Raw genomic sequence first — 17,767 nt, forward strand, 5'->3', positions numbered from 1 at the left:
AAATAATCGACGATAATGCTAAAAAATAAGGAAGCTTCCAAAATTTAGATGGAGGCTTCCTTATTTATATACCTATTATTTTATAATTAATACAGGAAGATTCGCGCTGTTAGCAATTTTATGAGTGACATTGCCTAGGACATTTTTAATGTCTGATTTTGCACGTTTATTACTCATGACGATAATGTCATAATGGTTTTCTTCAACTTCTTGTAGAATAGATTGCTTGATGTACCCTGTACTAAATCTCACGCGAACATTTAAACCAAGATCTTCTAATTTTTGAACAAATGGATCAAGTTCTTTGCCCTTTTCGTTTGCTAATTCTTCAAAATGTTTACCATCATAGCGTACTGAGGTTTGCAATTCTCCTTCAGAAATAACATTAAAAATTGTAATTTCTGCGTCATCTACGCCAGCAGTTAAGTTTTGTAGTTCTTTCGGAACGTTATCGAATGTGTTGCCAAAGTCATAAGCTAATAGTATTTTCTTGTACATAATAGCGCCTCCTTTAATATTTACATACCCTAATAAAAATAATGTAATATGATTTTAAATTAAATAATTGCTGAATTTTATATGTCTAATCCTATAATATCACTTATATGCGCATAACCTTCTGTTTTAAGATATTTTGCCAAGTTCTTATTCAATTTTTTGGTAAGACCTGGACCTTCAAATACTAATGCACTATAGAGTTGTACCAGTGAAGCACCATGGCGCATCATTGTAATAACGTCATTTGTATTAAATATACCACCAGTACCAATAATTAAAAACTGACCATTTGTTTGTTTGTAAGCATAAGAAATGAGTTCTAAATTACGCTCAAATAGTGGTCTACCACTTAAACCACCAGTTTCATGTTGATTGTCAGAATGTAACTGTTCACGTTTTTGAGTAGTATTAGCTAAAATAATGCCATCAAAAGTTTCAACGATAGGGTCCAACATACGACCTAAACTATCTAAATCAAGATCTGAAGTCAGCTTGATAAAAATAGGAACGTTGATATCGTGACTGTCTTTATATGATTGAATTGCGGAACAAAGCTGTGAGAATTCATCTTTGTCATGGAAGCTTTGTAAATTTTTAGTATTAGGTGAGCTAATATTAACAGTAAAGAAAGTTACATCATTTCTAAATGTATCGATTACTTTTATATAATCTTGATAACGTGATTCATAATCAGTAAATTTATTCACACCCACATTCAAACCTACAGGTACTTGATAGCTATATTTACGTAAGTTACTAAGTGCCTTATTCATACCTAAATTGTTGAAGCCCATACGGTTAATTAAAGCATTATCCTCAACTAATCGGTACATACGTGGTTTTGGATTACCAGGCTGTGGTTTAGGTGTAACACCACCGAGTTCTATTGCACCAAATCCTGCTTTTTCTAAAGCTTTAGGAACTTCACAAGATTTATCAAATCCTGCTGCAAGACCAATTGGATTGTCAAAATGAATACCATGAATCTCTTGATGTAGGGCCGCATGCTCATAATGAAATAATTGTTCGATGACTGGTAATAATTTAGAATGTTTTTGTACGAATTTCAGTGCGTCAATAGTCATGCCATGTGCTTTTTCGGGATCATATTGAAATAAAATAGGTTTGATTAGTTTATACATGAGATTATCACTCCGTTAATCGAATTTTATATGTATTTAAGCCAAAAGTTAATTTATATTGTTGGCTATATTGAAAATGATGTCTTTAATAGACTAGCATTTTACTGTATATATGCCTAGAGTAAATCAAGATAATTTTAAGAAGTGTCACATAAAAAGTATGACAATAAGCATTATTGATTAAGATATGTTGAAAATGGTAATAATTAAGTAGCAATATTATAGCTTAATAGTTATGGAGGGGTACAAATGAAACAAGAATGGCAAGCACAACTTCCATTAAATCATATAGAATCTATATCTCCAGTTGGTGGTGGAGACGTGAATGAAGCATTTCAAGTAACAACACCAGATGAAACTTATTTTTTACTCGTGCAACGTAATCGTAATGAAGATTTCTTTGCAGCAGAAATTGCAGGTTTAAACCTTTTTGAACAAGCGCAAATTACTGCGCCAAAAGTGATTGGAAGCGGAAAAATTAATGAAGATGCTTATTTACTCTTAACCTTTTTAGATGAAGGCACAACTGGTAGCCAAAGAGAATTAGGACAGCTTGTTGCGAAAATGCATAGCCAACAACAATCATCAGGAAAATTTGGGTTTGATTTACCATATGAAGGTGGAGATATTTCATTTGATAATAGCTGGACAGATTCATGGACAACATTATTTGTGGAACGTCGTCTGGACCATTTAAAAGATGAATTATTGCGGTTGAAATTATGGACAGATAACGATGCTCAAACATATAAACGTGTACGTAAGGTCATTATAGATGCACTGAATAAGCATACGAGTAAACCTTCCTTATTGCATGGAGACTTATGGGGAGGCAATTATATGTTTTTAGAAAATGGTTCGCCTGCACTATTTGATCCGGCACCACTATATGGTGATAGAGAATTTGATTTAGGTATTACTACCGTGTTTGGCGGTTTTACACAATCATTTTATGATGAATATAATAAGCATTATCCATTGAGCGATGGTGCGGAGAAACGCTTAGAATTTTATAGACTTTATTTATTAATGGTACACTTAGTCAAATTTGGAAATATGTATGCGAGCAGTGTTGATCGTTCAATGCAACAAATTTTAAACGATTGATATAAGTAATTGCACTTTGTGAACCTCAGAAATAGTAAACGGCTGTGCGCTTTGATATGAAAGTGCACAGCCGTTTTTGTGAATATTTATTATAAAGTTATCAATTTAATTTAAATCTAAAGTATTCATGTTTTCACGTAATTTATAGACTTTATCTGGCGTAATGTCTTCACCTAAAGGATCAACGACTTTCAAAGTTGAAAATGTGTTAACAACTTGTCCACGAATCATTTGTAAATATTCTTGTCTTAACACATGTTGTTCTTGTTTTTCTTCAATGCTCAATGTTTCAACTTTTTCTTTATTTGCTAGTATATTAATTCTATCTAATAGTGTCATAATTTTTTTCCTCCTGTAATTCATGAGGCGGAAAGTGTGGAATAATATAATTTCCAACCTCTGTTAATATATTTTTATAAGTTCTTTCATTTTCAACTAAGTGGAGCATAATATGATTCGTACCTATACGCTCATATGATTTTAATATTTTTATTAAAGTATTTCTACCTAAGCGATAACCACCTTTAATAGGTTTAACCAACTCATTTGGATTCACAGACAAATCGATAACAAGTGGATGCATAAAAGGTTTGAATACATCATTTTGATGCCAATCTTGTAATAATTTCTTTTGCTGCTGAAAATCTTGTGGGTAAAACATCCAGCCGTCCATGTGTTTCTTTAGCCAAGACATATTTTGTTTTGAATAACCAGTAGCAAACATTGGAATATGCTTGTGTTTTGGTAATATTTGTAAACCGGCATCCTCATATAATTCAAATATAGAATTTGATATTTGCGGTGAATGTGTTTTCCATAAATCGTTTATAGAAGTTATCGCTGTTTGAAATTGTTCAGTTAAATGGTTTGTATTTACTTTAAAAGCTGGAAATTCGAATGATCGATCTCCTGTAGCAACGCCTAATAATAATCGCTCATTTGAAATCAAGTCAAGAGAAGTAGCAGCTTTCGCTATATGAATTGGATGACGTAATGTAGCAACAATACTAGATGTTCCGAGAGCGATTTTTGATGTCTTGGCGCTGAGATAAGTTAAAAATACAAACGGATCGTAGTTTGTCGTTACATTTCCTAAATGTGGGCTATAAAGCGGACTGTCCCGTACAAAAAGGCTCGTAAATCCAAGTGTTTCAGCGTATTGCGCTAAATCAACTTGATGTTCCAACGACAATGCGATGTGTTCAGAATTATCAAAAGGTAACGTTAAGCCTAACGTCAAATGACCCTGTTGAAAAGTCCGTTTGAAACCATTGTGTTTTTGAATTGTTGTCACGTCTATCCCTCCTAACTTTATTTAAGCAACAAGCATTACCTAACTAACACCTGTTGTTTAAATGCATTGTATTACGTTACGAAATATAAAGCAAACAACATGTTTATTTATGTATCGTTTAAACAACATAAAAAGAAATGTGTTGTTTTGAAAATGATACTATTTTAGAAGATAGGGTATAACCTAAGAATATACTACTAAAAAAACTTATAAATTAAGGTGATATATTTTCAAAAACTAATATTATGATTTGATTATTTTTGGAAAATTCTTTAAATTTTAATAGTATAATATATTTTAATGGAGGGTTATTTATGTTTATAAGAAAAATGATAGGTAGTATAGCTTTTTCTTTAGTTATGTTATCTGCAATTGCACCATTTAGTAGTTCTGCAGCTACGGATACTCAAAATAACGATACAACGAATCAGCAAACACAAACACAACAAAATGATAATACGACCAATAGTCAGTCATCAGAAGTTATGCCAAGGGTCATATTACCTGATGAAGACAGAACACAAATTGAAAATACCACTACAGGTCATTATCAATCAGTGGGATACATTAATATGGGAGCAAATATAGCGACAGGCGTAGTCATCGATGAAAATACTGTATTAACAAATAAACATGTTGCTAATCTTTCAAACGGCGATATGACATTTGCACCTGCAGCTAAAAATGAAAGTTCATTTCCGTATGGTGAGTTTACTGAAAAAGATGTCCAAGCTTACCCTGGTCAAGAAGACTTAGTACTTGTACATTTTAATACTAACGATAAAGGGCAGTCCGTAGGTGATGTCGTACAACCCGCAACAATCCAAGATGCATCAAGTGTTAGTAAAGGTGATCCTGTGACAGTAACTGGCTATCCGGGTGATAAATCGTTAGCTACAATGTGGGAAAGTAAGGGAGAAGTATTAACAAATAGCGGCACGCAACTTACATACGGTGCGAGTACATTTGGCGGTAACTCTGGTTCTGCAATCTTTAATGCGAATAATGAAGTAGTAGGATTACATTATGGTGGCGTAGAAGGTGAAAGTAATAATGGCGTCGCATTAACTGGTGATGTATTAGACTTTATTAATGAAAACAAAAAATAGTTTCTTGAAAAATTTTAAGCCTCTAGAACAAATAAGCATTGCTTTAGAGGCTTTTTTGTATGATTTATTTTAATACGTGACTCATAAACAAAGGAAGTGCTTTTTCGATATAGTTATGTGCAGAAGTGTTGCTCGTATGAAACCAATGTTTAGCTGTGCCATATAGCCCCCACGATAAAAAGCGAGCACTTGTAGCTAAGGCTTCTCTATCTTCAGTTGGATGTTTTTGTACGATTAACGTTAAGAAAATATCTTCCAGTTCTTCTTTTACTCTCTTTTCAACTACTTCACCATATGCAGCACTATTTAATTTACATTCATTATGTGTTTCTTCAATATAACTCGTAATTGTGATAAACGTTTTGCATAATGTTTCTTCATTAAGTTCGGAAGCAAGGGTTAAGTTATCGTTTAAATTTTTAAGAATGGTTTCTGACAATGTATAGTCCATAATGTCATATTTATCATAAAAGTGAGCATAGAATGTAGCACGGTTTACAGTTGCGCGTTCAGTTATATCCTTCACTGTAATGGTTTGTAACTTCTTTTCTTTAGCAATGTCGCGAAAGGCATCCATCAATAATTTTTTTGTTCTGGTAATTCGTGGATCAACATGTGTTGTGGTCATTGACTTCACACCTCCTTAAATAAGTTGCAAATAAGATAATTTATACAAATTATCTGGCTTTAGTTCATGAATGTCAATATGCTTGATTTGTAATGAGTGAAAATAAATATAAAACGGTGTACTTTAACATGAATTACATTGTTTCATAATTAGTTTATTACTATGGTTTTCGGTTTGAATATTGATTAGTTAATATTGTTACTACCATATTAAAAAGTAGTATGATAGAAATGTGGCAAGATTTCGAATTGAAGGATTAGAATACAGTAAGGTTTACGTAGAAGATTCTTGTTATAGCGAATTTTTGATTGAACTTTCAGTATTAGCTATTGTTTTAGTTTTGAGATTTGAAATGAGCAACATATCTAAAATATTTTAATTGGAGTGAAGCATATGACTAAAAAGATTATTATGGATTGTGATCCAGGACATGATGACGCAATTGCTTTAATTTTAGCTGGTGCAAAAAATAGCTCACTTGATGTCTTAGCAGTAACTACAGTGGCAGGTAATCAATCTGTTGAAAAAAATACAAAGAACGCATTGAATGTGCTCGAAGTTATGGGAAGAGGAGATATCAATGTCTCAGTTGGTGCAACACGTCCGTTAATTAAGCCAGCTTCATTTGCCTCCCAAATTCATGGCAATACTGGTTTGGATGGTCCGAAGTTACCTGAAGTGCCATCTCTTAAACCCACACCAGATCATGCTGCTGACGTCATTATTAAAACATTAAAGCAAAGTGAAGCACCAGTTACCATTGTTGCTACAGGACCGTTAACTAACATAGCAACTGCATTAATTAAAGATCCAAGCATCACGCAATATATCGATTCTATAACAATTATGGGCGGCGGCACATTTGGTAATTGGACGCCTAACGCGGAATTCAATATTTGGGTAGATGCTGAAGCGGCGAAACGAATCTTTGATAGTGGAGTGACAATTAATGTATTTGGGCTAGATGTCACACACCAAGTATTGGCAACGGATGAAGTTATTAATCGCTTTAAGCGTATCGACAATCAAATTGCTAAATTTGTCGTTGAACTTTTAGAGTTTTTCAAATCAACATATAAAACACATTTTAATATGGATGGTGGCCCAATACATGATGCTTGTACTATTTTGTATTTATTACAGCCAGACTTATTTACGATGCAACATACACACATAGATATTGAACACCAAAGTCCGCTTACTTATGGGACGATGGCAGTCGATTTAAATGATATTATGCATAAAGAAAAAAATGCTTATTTCGCTACTGCAGTGGATGTAGAAAGCGTATGGAAACTAATGGAAAATATGCTTGGAAGTTATAGTACTTAAAATAATATATAGCTTTAGGGGCGTTGAAGCATAATCTGAAATAAGTTGAATGAAAAAGTCATTGTATAAACAATATACGATGACTTTTTTGTGACATCAAACTAAAGTATGAGCCGTTTTCAAGCTGTATGATTAGCGTATCAAAACTATAAAAAGTATACTAATATATCACAACTTAAATATAATAAAGGTGATTTGAATAGTGAAAAATACGATAAAAACAATTGTTTTACTTATTATTATTATAGTTCCGTTAACACTACTCATTATTAACATCGACGACATTCAAGACAGTATGAATAAAACTTTTACAGAAGAAAGCAGTAACGAGACTTATGAAGATAATGGTAACTCATTTAGCATGTTATTTGATGGAAGTAGAGAAACAGAAACATTTGGTGAATACGAGAGAAGTAATTTTGATGGTAAACATTATGGTATAGATTATCATTTACCTGAAGATACGCCTATAAAAGCTGCCTCAGACGGTACGGTAACACGCACATTTAATAACGAATTAGGTGGGAAAGTCTTACAAATTTCGGAAGCAAATGGTCAGTATCATCAATGGTATATGCATTTAAATGATTTTAAGGTTGAAGAAGGTGACAAAGTGCAAGCTGGCGATGTCGTTGCACTGTCAGGCAATACTGGCGAACAAACTACAGGCGCTCATCTTCATTTCCAAAGAATGAATGGTGGCGTAGGTAATACGTATGCCGAAGATCCTAAATCATTTATAGAAAAACTGCCTGATGGTGAAAAAAGTTTATATAAAAAATAATAAAAAGCTTTAGCCTTATGTTGCCAAAGCTCAGAACGTAGACAAATCAAATGCTGTAAAGGCATTTGGTTTTTTTATAGATGTTTTTCCTTGAGACAATCTTTGTTCATTAATTTCAATGGCCAATTATGATTAGAAATGTAGGGAATATCTTTTCTCTAATTTAGTTATAGATTCAATTTTATTTTCGTTTGTCTTTACATAATTTCAACCAATGATTGATTATATTATTATTATTTTAAAAAGTGGCAGTGATTTGGGCAGACTCCTGCGGGAAAAACATTAGCTGAAGACTACAGGCTGAGGCTGTGTCCGCGGAAAGCGTGCACAAAAAATGCCAACAAAGTCGTAGGCTTTGTCGACATTATGAAGCTTTGTAGTTAGCAAAGCTTTCTGTATACACATTAGTCATTAATGTCATGTATGGAAGCGTAAGCTAAATAATCTTGATGTATGGCTTCCCATAAATAGAATGCACCAATAGATGCACAATGCGTCCAACGTTCAGAACATAAGGCAAGCTGTGCTTTTCGTTGCGCTTTAGTTGTACCGTACAACCATTGCGCTGATCTTTGCAGACCAACATCATGAACAGGGACAACATCTGGACGCTGTAATGTAAATAATAAAAAAACTTCGGCAGTCCATTGCCCAATACCTTTCACTTCAGTTAACGTGCGAATAACTTCATCGTTGCTTAACTTGTGCAAATTTTCTAAATCTAGTTTTCCATGTTGTATATGTGTTACTAAATTATGAATATAATTAATTTTAGATTTAGATAAACCAAAGGATTTCATTTGCGTATCTTCAATTTCTGACAGTTTATCAACTGTCCATTCATCATTGATAGCATCTGTTAGCTGTTCGAAAATAGATGCGGCCACTTTTACCGTGATTTGTTGTCCTATTATAGAGCGAATTAAAGATTTTAATGGGTTAGGACGAATATTGATTTGAAGATTGCCGACTTTTTTAATAAGTAATGCTAATGTTGCATCTTTTTTAATTAATTGTTGAACACAGTCATCTTGTACATGAATATTCCATGTGGCCAATTCTAACACCACCTTATTTTAGCAAGTCTTGCAGTACGACAGCTTGGTTATGCTCTTCATCTTTAGCTGCAAATAATAAAATAATATCTTTTTTAGTATTAGATTTGATTTCTTTAAGTTCGTTAAATGCTTCTTGTTGATTGTCATTTTCACGTAATTCTTTTTCATATTTTTCTTTGAAAGCAGCATACAATTTAGGATCATGATCGAACCATTTTCTTAACTCAGATGTAGGCGCAAGTTCTTTCAACCAATAATCTAAATTTGCATCCTCTTTAGATACACCTCTTGGCCAAACGCGGTCTACAAGTATACGCACACCATCTTTTTGTTCTTTATCATAAATTCTTTGAATGTGAATAGTCATAGCATTCATCCTTTCTAAAAAAACTATTACAATACTTAATTACCTATAATGAATATAGAAAAACATAATTACTTTAATTATAGAAGAAAGAGAAAGGGTATATAGATACAAAGAGAGAAATAGGAGTGAGTTCAATGACAAATTTCGATAATGTGCAACCACCTCAACAATTCAAATATCGAGATAACAATGTATGTATAAAAAACTATTATGAATTTACATGCGATAATCGTATTTATTTCACTGAAAAATTTCACAAAGATTTAGAGAATCATTTATACAAATTCAACATTGAAATTTTATCTGCAATTGATGATTATGGCCTAGCAATGGATTTTAACGAAGTTGATAAGTTATATAAAAAAGAAATTGCACCTTATTTAGACGGAAAATTAGTCAACGAAACATTGCCGGATATGAATACAACAGCTGAAAATATCGCTTTTTGGATTTGGGAACAATTTGGTCGCTTATTACCAGAAAATAATAAACTGCAAAAACTAGAATTTTTTGAAACTGAAACACAAGGACTCGTTATAACTTCTGAATTAATGGAAAAATAAAAGTTATTATGGAAGAAACTAAAAACCATTAGAATCAAACTAAATATATAATTAATAGCCGATAGATTACTTAATCGTAATCTGTGGGCTTTTTAGTTGTTGTTTTACTAGATTATTTTAAAAAATTAAATACGAAATAAATATTCTGAAAATTAAGATAATGTGATATATTAGTAATTATTACAACTTAGGAGGAACTGCTATGATGAAAGTCAGTCCGAAACAATTTATAAATAATGTATTATCAGGTGTAGCAATAGCGATTGTTGCAGGTCTGATTCCAAATGCAATTTTAGGTGAATTATTTAAATTGCTTTCACCAAAGTATCCAATATTCGAAACAATGTTACAAGTTGTCGAAAGTATACAATTTACAGTACCACTTCTTGTAGGAGCATTGATTGCAATGCGCTTCAATCTAACGCCATTAGCTACAGCAGTAGTTGCAAGTTCGGCATTTGTTGGTAGTGGGGTTGCACAATTCAAAGATGGTGTATGGATGCTTGTAGGCGTTGGGGATTTAATCAATACAATGATTACTGCAGCAATTGCAGTGTTTTTTATATTAATAGTAGGAGAACGTTTCGGTAGTTTAACGCTAATTATTTTACCAACAATTGTTGGAGGCTTGGCTGCATTAATAGGCGTACTCATACTGCCATACATACAAATGATTACTACAGGTATAGGTAATTTAGTAAATTCATTTACAGAATTACAACCTATATTAATGTCTATGCTTATTGCACTTGCATTCAGTTTCATAATTATTTCACCGATATCGACCGTGGCTACAGCCCTAGCCATAGGTATAAGTGGTCTAGCAGCTGGTTCTGCTTCGCTTGGCATCGTAGCATGTGAAGGTGTACTTGTTGCAGGCACAATGAAAATGAATAGACCAGGCGTACCGATAACGATTTTCTTAGGTGGCGTTAAAATGATGATACCGAATATGGTAAGACATCCTATTATTTTATTGCCGATTTTTACAAACGCACTTATCACAGGGTTTGTAGGTGGGCTTATTGGTATAGAAGGTACTAAAGAATCAGCCGGATTTGGTATTATCGGGCTTGTAGGGCCAATTAGTGCTTTTAAATTTATGGAAGACTCGATATTAATGAATTTATTATTAGTATTTATCACGTTCTTTGTAGTTCCATTTATTATGGGGTACTTAATTAATCTTTTCTATATGAAGGTATTAAAACTGTATGATAGTAACATTTATAAATTCTTAGCATAAAATGTTATATGTTTTGGATATGAAATGAGTAACGATTTGTAATAAACTAACAGTCAAATTGATTTTTTGAAAATACAGTTAGATAATCTAAAAGGCCACATAACAGTGGTCTTTTTTTATTTTGACAAAAATCAGTGCAAGTTTCGCGCAAAATTATAATTTTTATGTTGAATTTTAATTTTACAGTTGGGTAACAGTAGATGGTTTTGTAATATTTCAGACTATATAAAAAACTAGTATAAAAATTGACGTGAAGCGCAATATAATAACATTTAGAGATATATGAAAAGTATATTTTATTTGTTTAGAGCGTTACAAAACAAAACGGTTATATTTCAATGTTACAAAGAGAAGCGTTATCTGTAACGTTTTGTTATCTAAGTGTAATATAATTGAGCGAAATTTATGGTATATTATTTGTGGCGAAAAAATAACACATAAAAATTAATTGCTTGAAGTACATAGGATAATTTAATTAACGAAAATATAATTTTACTTAAAAAGATTTAAATGGAGGATTTTTTAATTATGAAGAAGACAATTTTAGCATCATCATTAGCAGTAGCATTAGGTGTAACAGGATACGCAGCAACAGCAGACAACAATCAAGCTCACGCTTCAGAAGAAAGCATCGACAAAGCACATTTAGCTGAATTAGCACAAAGTAATGCTGCAGAATTAAATGAAAAACCATTACACGCTGGTGCATACAACTATGATTTCGTATTAGGCGGTTATGAATATACATTCACTTCAGACGGTCAATCATGGTCATGGGAATATGATGTAGCAGGTGCTCAAACTGCATCTTCTAACGTTTCTACAAACACAACTCAAGACGTTAGCACACAAGCAACTACTAATACTAACGAAAAATCAGCAAGCGAAGTAAGTACGCAACAACAATCAAACAATGTTGACGTAAAACCAGTTGCAGCTCCTAAAGCTTCAACTACTACAAAAGTTGAAACTACACAAACAAGTACAACTACTACAAATACATCAAGCATTGATTCAGTAGCGCAACAAATGGCAGAACGTACTGGTGTATCAGCATCACAATGGAAAGGTGTTATCCAACGTGAAAGTGGCGGAAATGCAAACGCAGTTAACGCTTCATCAGGTGCATACGGATTATTCCAATTATTAGGTCATGGTGAACATGCTGGTATGTCTGTTCAAGATCAAATGGATAAAGCAGTTGAGGTTTACGAATCTCAAGGTGCTGGCGCATGGGTTGCATGGTAAGATTTAAGCACACAATATAATGATTTAATTATAAATAGAAAGAGTGGCTCTTAGTAGTCACTCTTTTTTTATACTTTAAAGTTTATTGACAAGCGTGAATATTCTGATAAAATTAAAGCTAATTAAATAAATGAAAACTTATCCAGAGAAGTTGAGGGATTTGGCCCTATGAGACTTCAGCAGCAGACTTATGTCGTAAGTACTGTGCTACTTCCAACAAGTGACATGACTTGATAGATAGGTGACATGTGAAAACTATATGCCACTTCATTGGGTATATAGTTTTTTTATATAGGAGGACTTTTTAATGTCAATTTCAGATAGATTAGCACAAATTCCTGATAGTTACTTTGGTAAAACAATGGGGCAAAAGGTTGAACATGGGCCTTTACCATTAATCAATATGGCAGTCGGTATCCCTGATGGCGAAACGCCAAAAGGTATTATTGATTGTTTCGCTGATGCGATACGTCTTCCTGAGAATCAGAAGTATGTAGCATTTCATGGTAAAGATAGCTTGAAACAAGCAATTGTAGATTTTTATGAAAGGCAGTACCAAGTAGAATTAGATAAAGAAGATGAAGTTTGTATTTTATATGGAACGAAGAATGGTTTAGTAGCGCTTCCAACATGTATCGTTAATCCTGGAGAACATGTATTGCTACCGGATCCTGGTTATACAGACTATTTGGCAGGGGTGATGTTGGCTGATGCACAACCTGAGCGATTGGTACTTAAACCACCGTATTATTTACCTGAATGGGATAAAGTAGATAAAAAAGTGCTACCTAATACACGTCTAGTTTATTTAACTTATCCTAATAATCCAACTGGCTCAGTGGCTACAAAGGCTGTATTTGATGAAGCTGTTGCAAAATTTAAAAATACGAAAACTAAAATTGTTCATGATTTTGCATATAGTGCATTTGGTTTTGATGGTAAGAATCCCAGTATGCTGCAATCTGAAGGTGCGAAAGATTTGGGAGTAGAAATTTTTTCCTTATCTAAAGGTTACAACATGTCAGGATTTAGAGTGGGCTTTGCAGTAGGGAATAAAGATATAATACAAGCCTTAAAGAAATACCAATCACATACACACGCTGGTATGTTTGGTGCGTTACAAGATGCAGCTACTTATGCATTGAATCATTATGATGATTTTTTAGAAGAACAAAATGAAACTTTTAAAAAACGTAGAAATCAATTTGAAGCAAAACTTAATGAAGTGGATATACCATTTGAACCGATGAAAGGTGGCATTTTCTTGTGGTTGAAAACACCGCCCGAATACGATGGTGAAACGTTTGTTGACTATTTATTACAAGAGCAATCTATTCTTGTTGCACCTGGCATACCTTTTGGTGAACATGGGCGTAACTATGTACGTATTTCATTGGCGCTTGATGAGCAAGCATTGTTGGAAGCAGCAGAACGTATTCAATCGCTTAAATATCTTTATCAATAATAAAATAGGAGTGAATTTAGATGACGAAAATCAAACTTTTTGGCGTGCGTGAAGAAGATATTCCCTACATAGAAGCATGGGCAACAAAATACAAAGTAGAGGTTGATTTAGATAAAGATTTACTTACTTTAGACACAGTAGGTCGAGTAGAAGGATTTGATGGTTTATCTTTATCACAGCAAATTCCATTAGATGAAACAGTATATAAAAAATTACATGATTTTGGTATTAAACAAATTGCACAACGTAGTGCAGGTTTTGATAGTTATGATTTGGATTTAGCTCAAAAATATAACTTGATTATTTCAAATGTACCTTCGTATTCGCCACATTCAATTGCAGAGTATACAGTTTCTCAAGCACTTAATTTAATTCGTAATTATAATGATATTCAACAAAAAACAGCAACTTACGATTTCAGATGGCAACCAGCGATATTATCACGTTCTATCAGAGATTTAAAAGTCGCTGTAATCGGTACGGGGCGCATTGGTTCTATTGTAGGAAAAATTTTTGCTCGAGGGTTTGACGCGGAAGTTGTGGCATATGATATTGAACCGAATGAACAATGCCAAACATATTTAACTTATAAAGATACCGTGACTGAAGTTGTAAAAGATGCAGACATTGTCACTGTACATATTCCAGGTAGTAAAGAAAATGACTATTTATTTGATGAAGATTTATTTAAAGCATTTAAAAAGGGCGCTGTGTTTATCAACTGTGCGCGTGGTTCTATTGTAAAGACAAGCGCACTTATAGAAACTTTGGATAATGGAACGTTAAAAGGTGCAGCGCTTGATACTTATGAAGGTGAGAAAGGATTGTTTCCTAGTGATCAAAGAGGCACTGAACTTAAAGATGATATTTTAACTCAATTAATTGAACGACAAGATGTTATACTGTCTCCTCATATTGCATTTTATACAGATGCAGCAGTTGAAAATTTAATTGTGGATGCACTAGATGCAACATTAGAAGTATTGAACACTGGTGATACAGGCCTCCGTGTTAATACATTATAAAGGGTTTTTAACTCAGTATTAAAATTAATATAAACAATAAAAAAAGTGGGCGCATCAGAGATGAGGCGTCCACTATATTTGTGTGCTATTAATTTATTTTACATCATAACCTTGGTCTTCAATTGCTTCTTTCATATGAGATATTTCGACTTTGCTGTCATCATAATCTACTTTAACGTTATTTTCTTCAAGGTTAACATCTGCTGTTGTAACACCATCAAGGTTAGTAAGTGCTGACTCTACTGCTTGTTTACAGTGATCACAACTCATGCCTTCTACTTTAATTGTTTCTGCAGTCATACAAATCACCTCCTTAAAATAATGAATGTCTCTATCATATTATTTCAAAAATGAATTATAATTTCATGCGTTTAAGTCTCAATGCATTAGTGACGACACTCACAGAGCTTAACGCCATTGCAGCGCCGGCTACCCATGGTGCGAGTAACCCTAATGCGGCAATCGGTATACCAGCTACATTGTAACCAAATGCCCAAAATAAGTTTTGACGAATATTGCGTATTGTTGATTTACTAGCTTTCATGGCTTTCGGAATTAATAATAAATCACCGCCAAGAATTGTAACGTCAGCAGCTTCGATAGCAACTTCTGTACCGCTACCAATTGCTATACCAATGTCTGCTTGTACAAGTGCTGGCGCATCATTGACACCATCACCAACCATGGCTACTGTCTTGCCTTGATCTTGTAGCTCTACAATTTTTGAGGCTTTTTCTTCAGGTAGTACCTCGGCGATTACTGTGTCGATGCCTACCTGCTTTGCAATAGCTTGTGCAGTACGTTCGTTATCTCCAGTGAGCATCACGACCTCAATATCTAAATCATGAAGTTGCTGAATTGCTTCACTTGTTGAAGCTTTAACAGTGTCTGCAACAGCGATTGTTCCTTTTAATTCGCTATCTATGGCAATCATCATCGCTGTTTTTCCATCTTGTTCAAAACGTGATAATTGTGTTTCAGCACTGTTTATTGCAATGTTTTCTTCTATCATAAATTTACGATTACCAACACATAATGATTTACCATCAATTGTCGCTTTTATACCGTGGCCTGGTATCGCTTCGAAATGTGCTACTTCTAAAAATGGAATGTGATTCTTTTTAGCGTAGTTCACAATAGATTCAGCTAAAGGATGTTCAGAACCTTTTTCTGCACTTGCGAGTAGTTGTAACACTTTATCATCACCATCAAAATCAGTGACTACGGGTTTACCATTTGTGATTGTACCTGTCTTATCTAATACAACAGTATTAACTTGGTGTGTACGTTCAATATGTTCGCCACCTTTAAAAAGAATACCGTTTTCGGCAGCTTTTCCAGTACCTACCATAATAGAAGTAGGCGTAGCTAACCCAAGTGCACAAGGGCAGGCGATTACGAGTACTGCGATTGCAGCAACTAATGCTGGTTCGAATTGTCCTGTTTGTACGAGTGTAATCCATACAATAAATGTGAGTAAAGCAATGCCAACTACAATCGGTACAAAATAGCCAGAAATAATATCAGCAAGACGTTGAATAGGTGCTTTAGATCCTTGTGCTTCTTCTACAACTTTAATAATTGAAGCGAGCGCTGTGTCTTTGCCAACTTTAGTTGCTTCTACTGTAATAGACCCATTTTTATTCATTGTGGAACCGATGACGTTATCATTTTGAACTTTCTCAATTGGTATAGATTCACCAGTTAACATAGATTCGTCTATAGAAGTGGTTCCTTTAATAACTTTACCGTCTACAGGTATTTTCTCACCAGGTTTAATGATAAGGTGATCGCCTTGGACAACCTCGTTTAATGGAATCATAAGTTCTTCTTGATTACGTAACACGCGTGCTTCTTTTGCTTGAAGGTTGAGCAATTCACTTAAAGCATTTGTAGTTTGTGTTTTTGCGCGCGTTTCTAAATACTTTCCAAAAAGAATCAATGTGATTAGTACTGCACTCGTTTCAAAATATAGATGCGGTGTATAATTTGTAAGGTTTAGCCATTTTATCATTTCGTATAAACTATAGAAGTATGCGGCACTTGTACCTAAGGCGACAAGCACATCCATGTTGGCAGAACCATTGCGTAAATTTTTATAGGCACCTACATAAAATTGCCAACCGATTATAAACTGAACAGGTGTTGCTAATGCAAATTGAAACCATGGATTCATAAAGATATGAGGTATTTGCATACCGAAAAGGTGTACAAACATTGTAAGCAATAAGGGTGCTGCTAAAATTGCTGAAATAATAAGTTTAGTGCGTTTGTGTTTTAACTCTTGTTCTTTTTGCGAACTTTTCTCACTGGCTGCTTGTTTTGGTTTTGCATCATAACCTATTTTTTGAATTTTTTTAATCAAATCATCAATAGAAGTCATTTCTGGATTATAAGCAATCGTTGCATTTTCAGTAGTTAAATTGACATTAGCATGTTCAACACCAGCGTCACGGTTTAATACTTTTTCAATCCTATTCGAACATGCGGCGCAAGTCATGCCTATAACATCGAGTTCTGCTTTGTCAGTTAAGACGCCATAACCTGTTTTTTCAATGGAGTGCGTAAGGTCATCAATCGTTGTCGATTCAGGATTGTAAGCAACCGTTGCTTTTTCAGTTGTAACGTTTACAGTGGCGTCTACATCATTAATTTTATTTAAGTTTTTCTCTATACGATTTGCACACGCGGCACAAGTCATACCGGTGATACCTAAAGTCGTTTTTTTCTTTTCAGTCATGAAGTGAACCTCCTTTCATACATGTAACTAAATATTGGTGACAGAGTCGTTTTTTTAATTTCTATATTTTTAATATACCCCCACTAGGTATAAAAGTCAATTTTTGTGTTTGAAAAAAGAGATTGAAATAAGGGCGTAGTTTTAAAAACTTACCGATATTT

18 protein-coding genes and 1 riboswitch are annotated in these 17,767 nt (G+C 33.8%); of the genes, 9 read left to right on the forward strand and 9 right to left on the reverse strand.

The genetic code is table 11. The features are described 5' to 3' along the window. Positions 1–75 precede the first annotated feature (75 nt). Together MHB47_RS01885 and MHB47_RS01890 are read right to left on the reverse strand one after the other, a co-directional pair. Positions 76–498 carry a universal stress protein gene (locus MHB47_RS01885; protein WP_069817867.1) on the reverse strand — a complete coding sequence of 141 codons (423 nt, stop codon included), beginning with the start codon at positions 496–498 and terminating at the stop codon, positions 76–78. A gap of 77 nt (positions 499–575) precedes the next feature. Beyond that, positions 576–1,640 (reverse strand): quinone-dependent dihydroorotate dehydrogenase, encoded by a 1,065-nt coding sequence (locus MHB47_RS01890; RefSeq protein ID WP_340754721.1) that lies wholly within the window; start codon positions 1,638–1,640, stop codon positions 576–578. A gap of 249 nt (positions 1,641–1,889) precedes the next feature. On the opposite strand from MHB47_RS01890, the gene MHB47_RS01895 reads away from it, so the two are divergent. Continuing rightward, positions 1,890–2,747 carry a fructosamine kinase family protein gene (locus MHB47_RS01895; RefSeq protein ID WP_325974133.1) on the forward strand — a complete coding sequence of 286 codons (858 nt, stop codon included), beginning with the start codon at positions 1,890–1,892 and terminating at the stop codon, positions 2,745–2,747. Positions 2,748–2,852: 105 nt separating this feature from the next. Here MHB47_RS01895 and MHB47_RS01900 read toward each other — a convergent pair whose 3' ends face one another. Together MHB47_RS01900 and MHB47_RS01905 are read right to left on the reverse strand one after the other, a co-directional pair. Continuing rightward, positions 2,853–3,086, reverse strand: coding sequence for a DUF896 domain-containing protein (locus tag MHB47_RS01900; protein ID WP_340754725.1), 234 nt, complete (start codon positions 3,084–3,086; stop codon positions 2,853–2,855). After that, positions 3,070–4,041, reverse strand: coding sequence for an LLM class oxidoreductase (locus tag MHB47_RS01905; RefSeq protein WP_340754727.1), 972 nt, complete (start codon positions 4,039–4,041; stop codon positions 3,070–3,072). The genes MHB47_RS01900 and MHB47_RS01905 overlap by 17 nt, the downstream gene beginning before the upstream one ends. Positions 4,042–4,355: 314 nt before the next feature. On the opposite strand from MHB47_RS01905, the gene MHB47_RS01910 reads away from it, so the two are divergent. Continuing rightward, positions 4,356–5,150 carry a trypsin-like serine peptidase gene (locus MHB47_RS01910; RefSeq protein WP_340754729.1) on the forward strand — a complete coding sequence of 265 codons (795 nt, stop codon included), beginning with the start codon at positions 4,356–4,358 and terminating at the stop codon, positions 5,148–5,150. Positions 5,151–5,214: 64 nt separating this feature from the next. On the opposite strand, the gene MHB47_RS01915 is transcribed toward MHB47_RS01910, so the two are convergent. Then, complete coding sequence (locus MHB47_RS01915) at positions 5,215–5,778, reverse strand: TetR/AcrR family transcriptional regulator (protein ID WP_002506609.1); 564 nt, start codon at positions 5,776–5,778, stop codon at positions 5,215–5,217. Between the two features lie 393 nt (positions 5,779–6,171). Here MHB47_RS01915 and MHB47_RS01920 point away from each other — a divergent pair, with 393 nt between their 5' ends. Beyond that, positions 6,172–7,110, forward strand: a complete 939-nt coding sequence (locus tag MHB47_RS01920) for a nucleoside hydrolase (protein ID WP_340754732.1) — start codon at positions 6,172–6,174, stop codon at positions 7,108–7,110. Between the two features lie 202 nt (positions 7,111–7,312). Further along, the gene (locus MHB47_RS01925) at positions 7,313–7,894 is read left to right on the forward strand and encodes a M23 family metallopeptidase (RefSeq protein ID WP_340754734.1); all 582 of its coding nucleotides are present in this window, start codon (positions 7,313–7,315) and stop codon (positions 7,892–7,894) included. Between the two features lie 404 nt (positions 7,895–8,298). Here the strand turns inward: MHB47_RS01925 and MHB47_RS01930 are convergent, their stop codons facing one another. Continuing rightward, positions 8,299–8,961: a DNA-3-methyladenine glycosylase family protein gene (locus tag MHB47_RS01930; protein ID WP_340757255.1), complete on the reverse strand. Its 663-nt coding sequence runs from the start codon at positions 8,959–8,961 to the stop codon at positions 8,299–8,301. Positions 8,962–8,965: 4 nt separating this feature from the next. Continuing rightward, positions 8,966–9,319, reverse strand: coding sequence for a DUF488 domain-containing protein (locus tag MHB47_RS01935; RefSeq protein WP_002506613.1), 354 nt, complete (start codon positions 9,317–9,319; stop codon positions 8,966–8,968). 134 nt (positions 9,320–9,453) lie between these two features. Here MHB47_RS01935 and MHB47_RS01940 point away from each other — a divergent pair, with 134 nt between their 5' ends. The 5 genes from MHB47_RS01940 to MHB47_RS01960 all read left to right on the forward strand — a co-directional run bounded on the left by MHB47_RS01940 (position 9,454) and on the right by MHB47_RS01960 (position 14,866). Beyond that, the gene (locus MHB47_RS01940) at positions 9,454–9,882 is read left to right on the forward strand and encodes a 6-pyruvoyl trahydropterin synthase family protein (protein ID WP_340754736.1); all 429 of its coding nucleotides are present in this window, start codon (positions 9,454–9,456) and stop codon (positions 9,880–9,882) included. Between the two features lie 202 nt (positions 9,883–10,084). Beyond that, positions 10,085–11,128 (forward strand): PTS transporter subunit IIC, encoded by a 1,044-nt coding sequence (locus tag MHB47_RS01945; RefSeq protein ID WP_002506615.1) that lies wholly within the window; start codon positions 10,085–10,087, stop codon positions 11,126–11,128. A 528-nt stretch (positions 11,129–11,656) separates the two neighbouring features. Next, entirely contained in the window at positions 11,657–12,376 is a 720-nt protein-coding gene (locus MHB47_RS01950) for a transglycosylase family protein (protein WP_046465988.1), read from the forward strand. A 135-nt stretch (positions 12,377–12,511) separates the two neighbouring features. After that, a riboswitch (SAM riboswitch) is annotated at positions 12,512–12,620 on the forward strand. 63 nt (positions 12,621–12,683) lie between these two features. Beyond that, entirely contained in the window at positions 12,684–13,841 is a 1,158-nt protein-coding gene (locus MHB47_RS01955; RefSeq protein ID WP_340754740.1) for an aminotransferase class I/II-fold pyridoxal phosphate-dependent enzyme, read from the forward strand. Between the two features lie 20 nt (positions 13,842–13,861). Further along, complete coding sequence (locus tag MHB47_RS01960; RefSeq protein WP_340754741.1) at positions 13,862–14,866, forward strand: D-lactate dehydrogenase; 1,005 nt, start codon at positions 13,862–13,864, stop codon at positions 14,864–14,866. 93 nt (positions 14,867–14,959) lie between these two features. Here MHB47_RS01960 and copZ read toward each other — a convergent pair whose 3' ends face one another. Further along, positions 14,960–15,166, reverse strand: a complete 207-nt coding sequence (copZ, locus tag MHB47_RS01965) for a copper chaperone CopZ (RefSeq protein WP_340754743.1) — start codon at positions 15,164–15,166, stop codon at positions 14,960–14,962. Positions 15,167–15,221: 55 nt separating this feature from the next. Then, positions 15,222–17,606, reverse strand: coding sequence for a heavy metal translocating P-type ATPase (locus MHB47_RS01970; protein WP_340754745.1), 2,385 nt, complete (start codon positions 17,604–17,606; stop codon positions 15,222–15,224). Between the last annotated feature and the right edge of the window lie 161 nt (positions 17,607–17,767).

Origin of the sequence: Staphylococcus sp. FSL K6-3157 (assembly GCF_038005145.1) — a bacterium.
In the GTDB taxonomy this organism is placed as follows: Bacteria; Bacillota; Bacilli; order Staphylococcales; family Staphylococcaceae; genus Staphylococcus; species Staphylococcus equorum.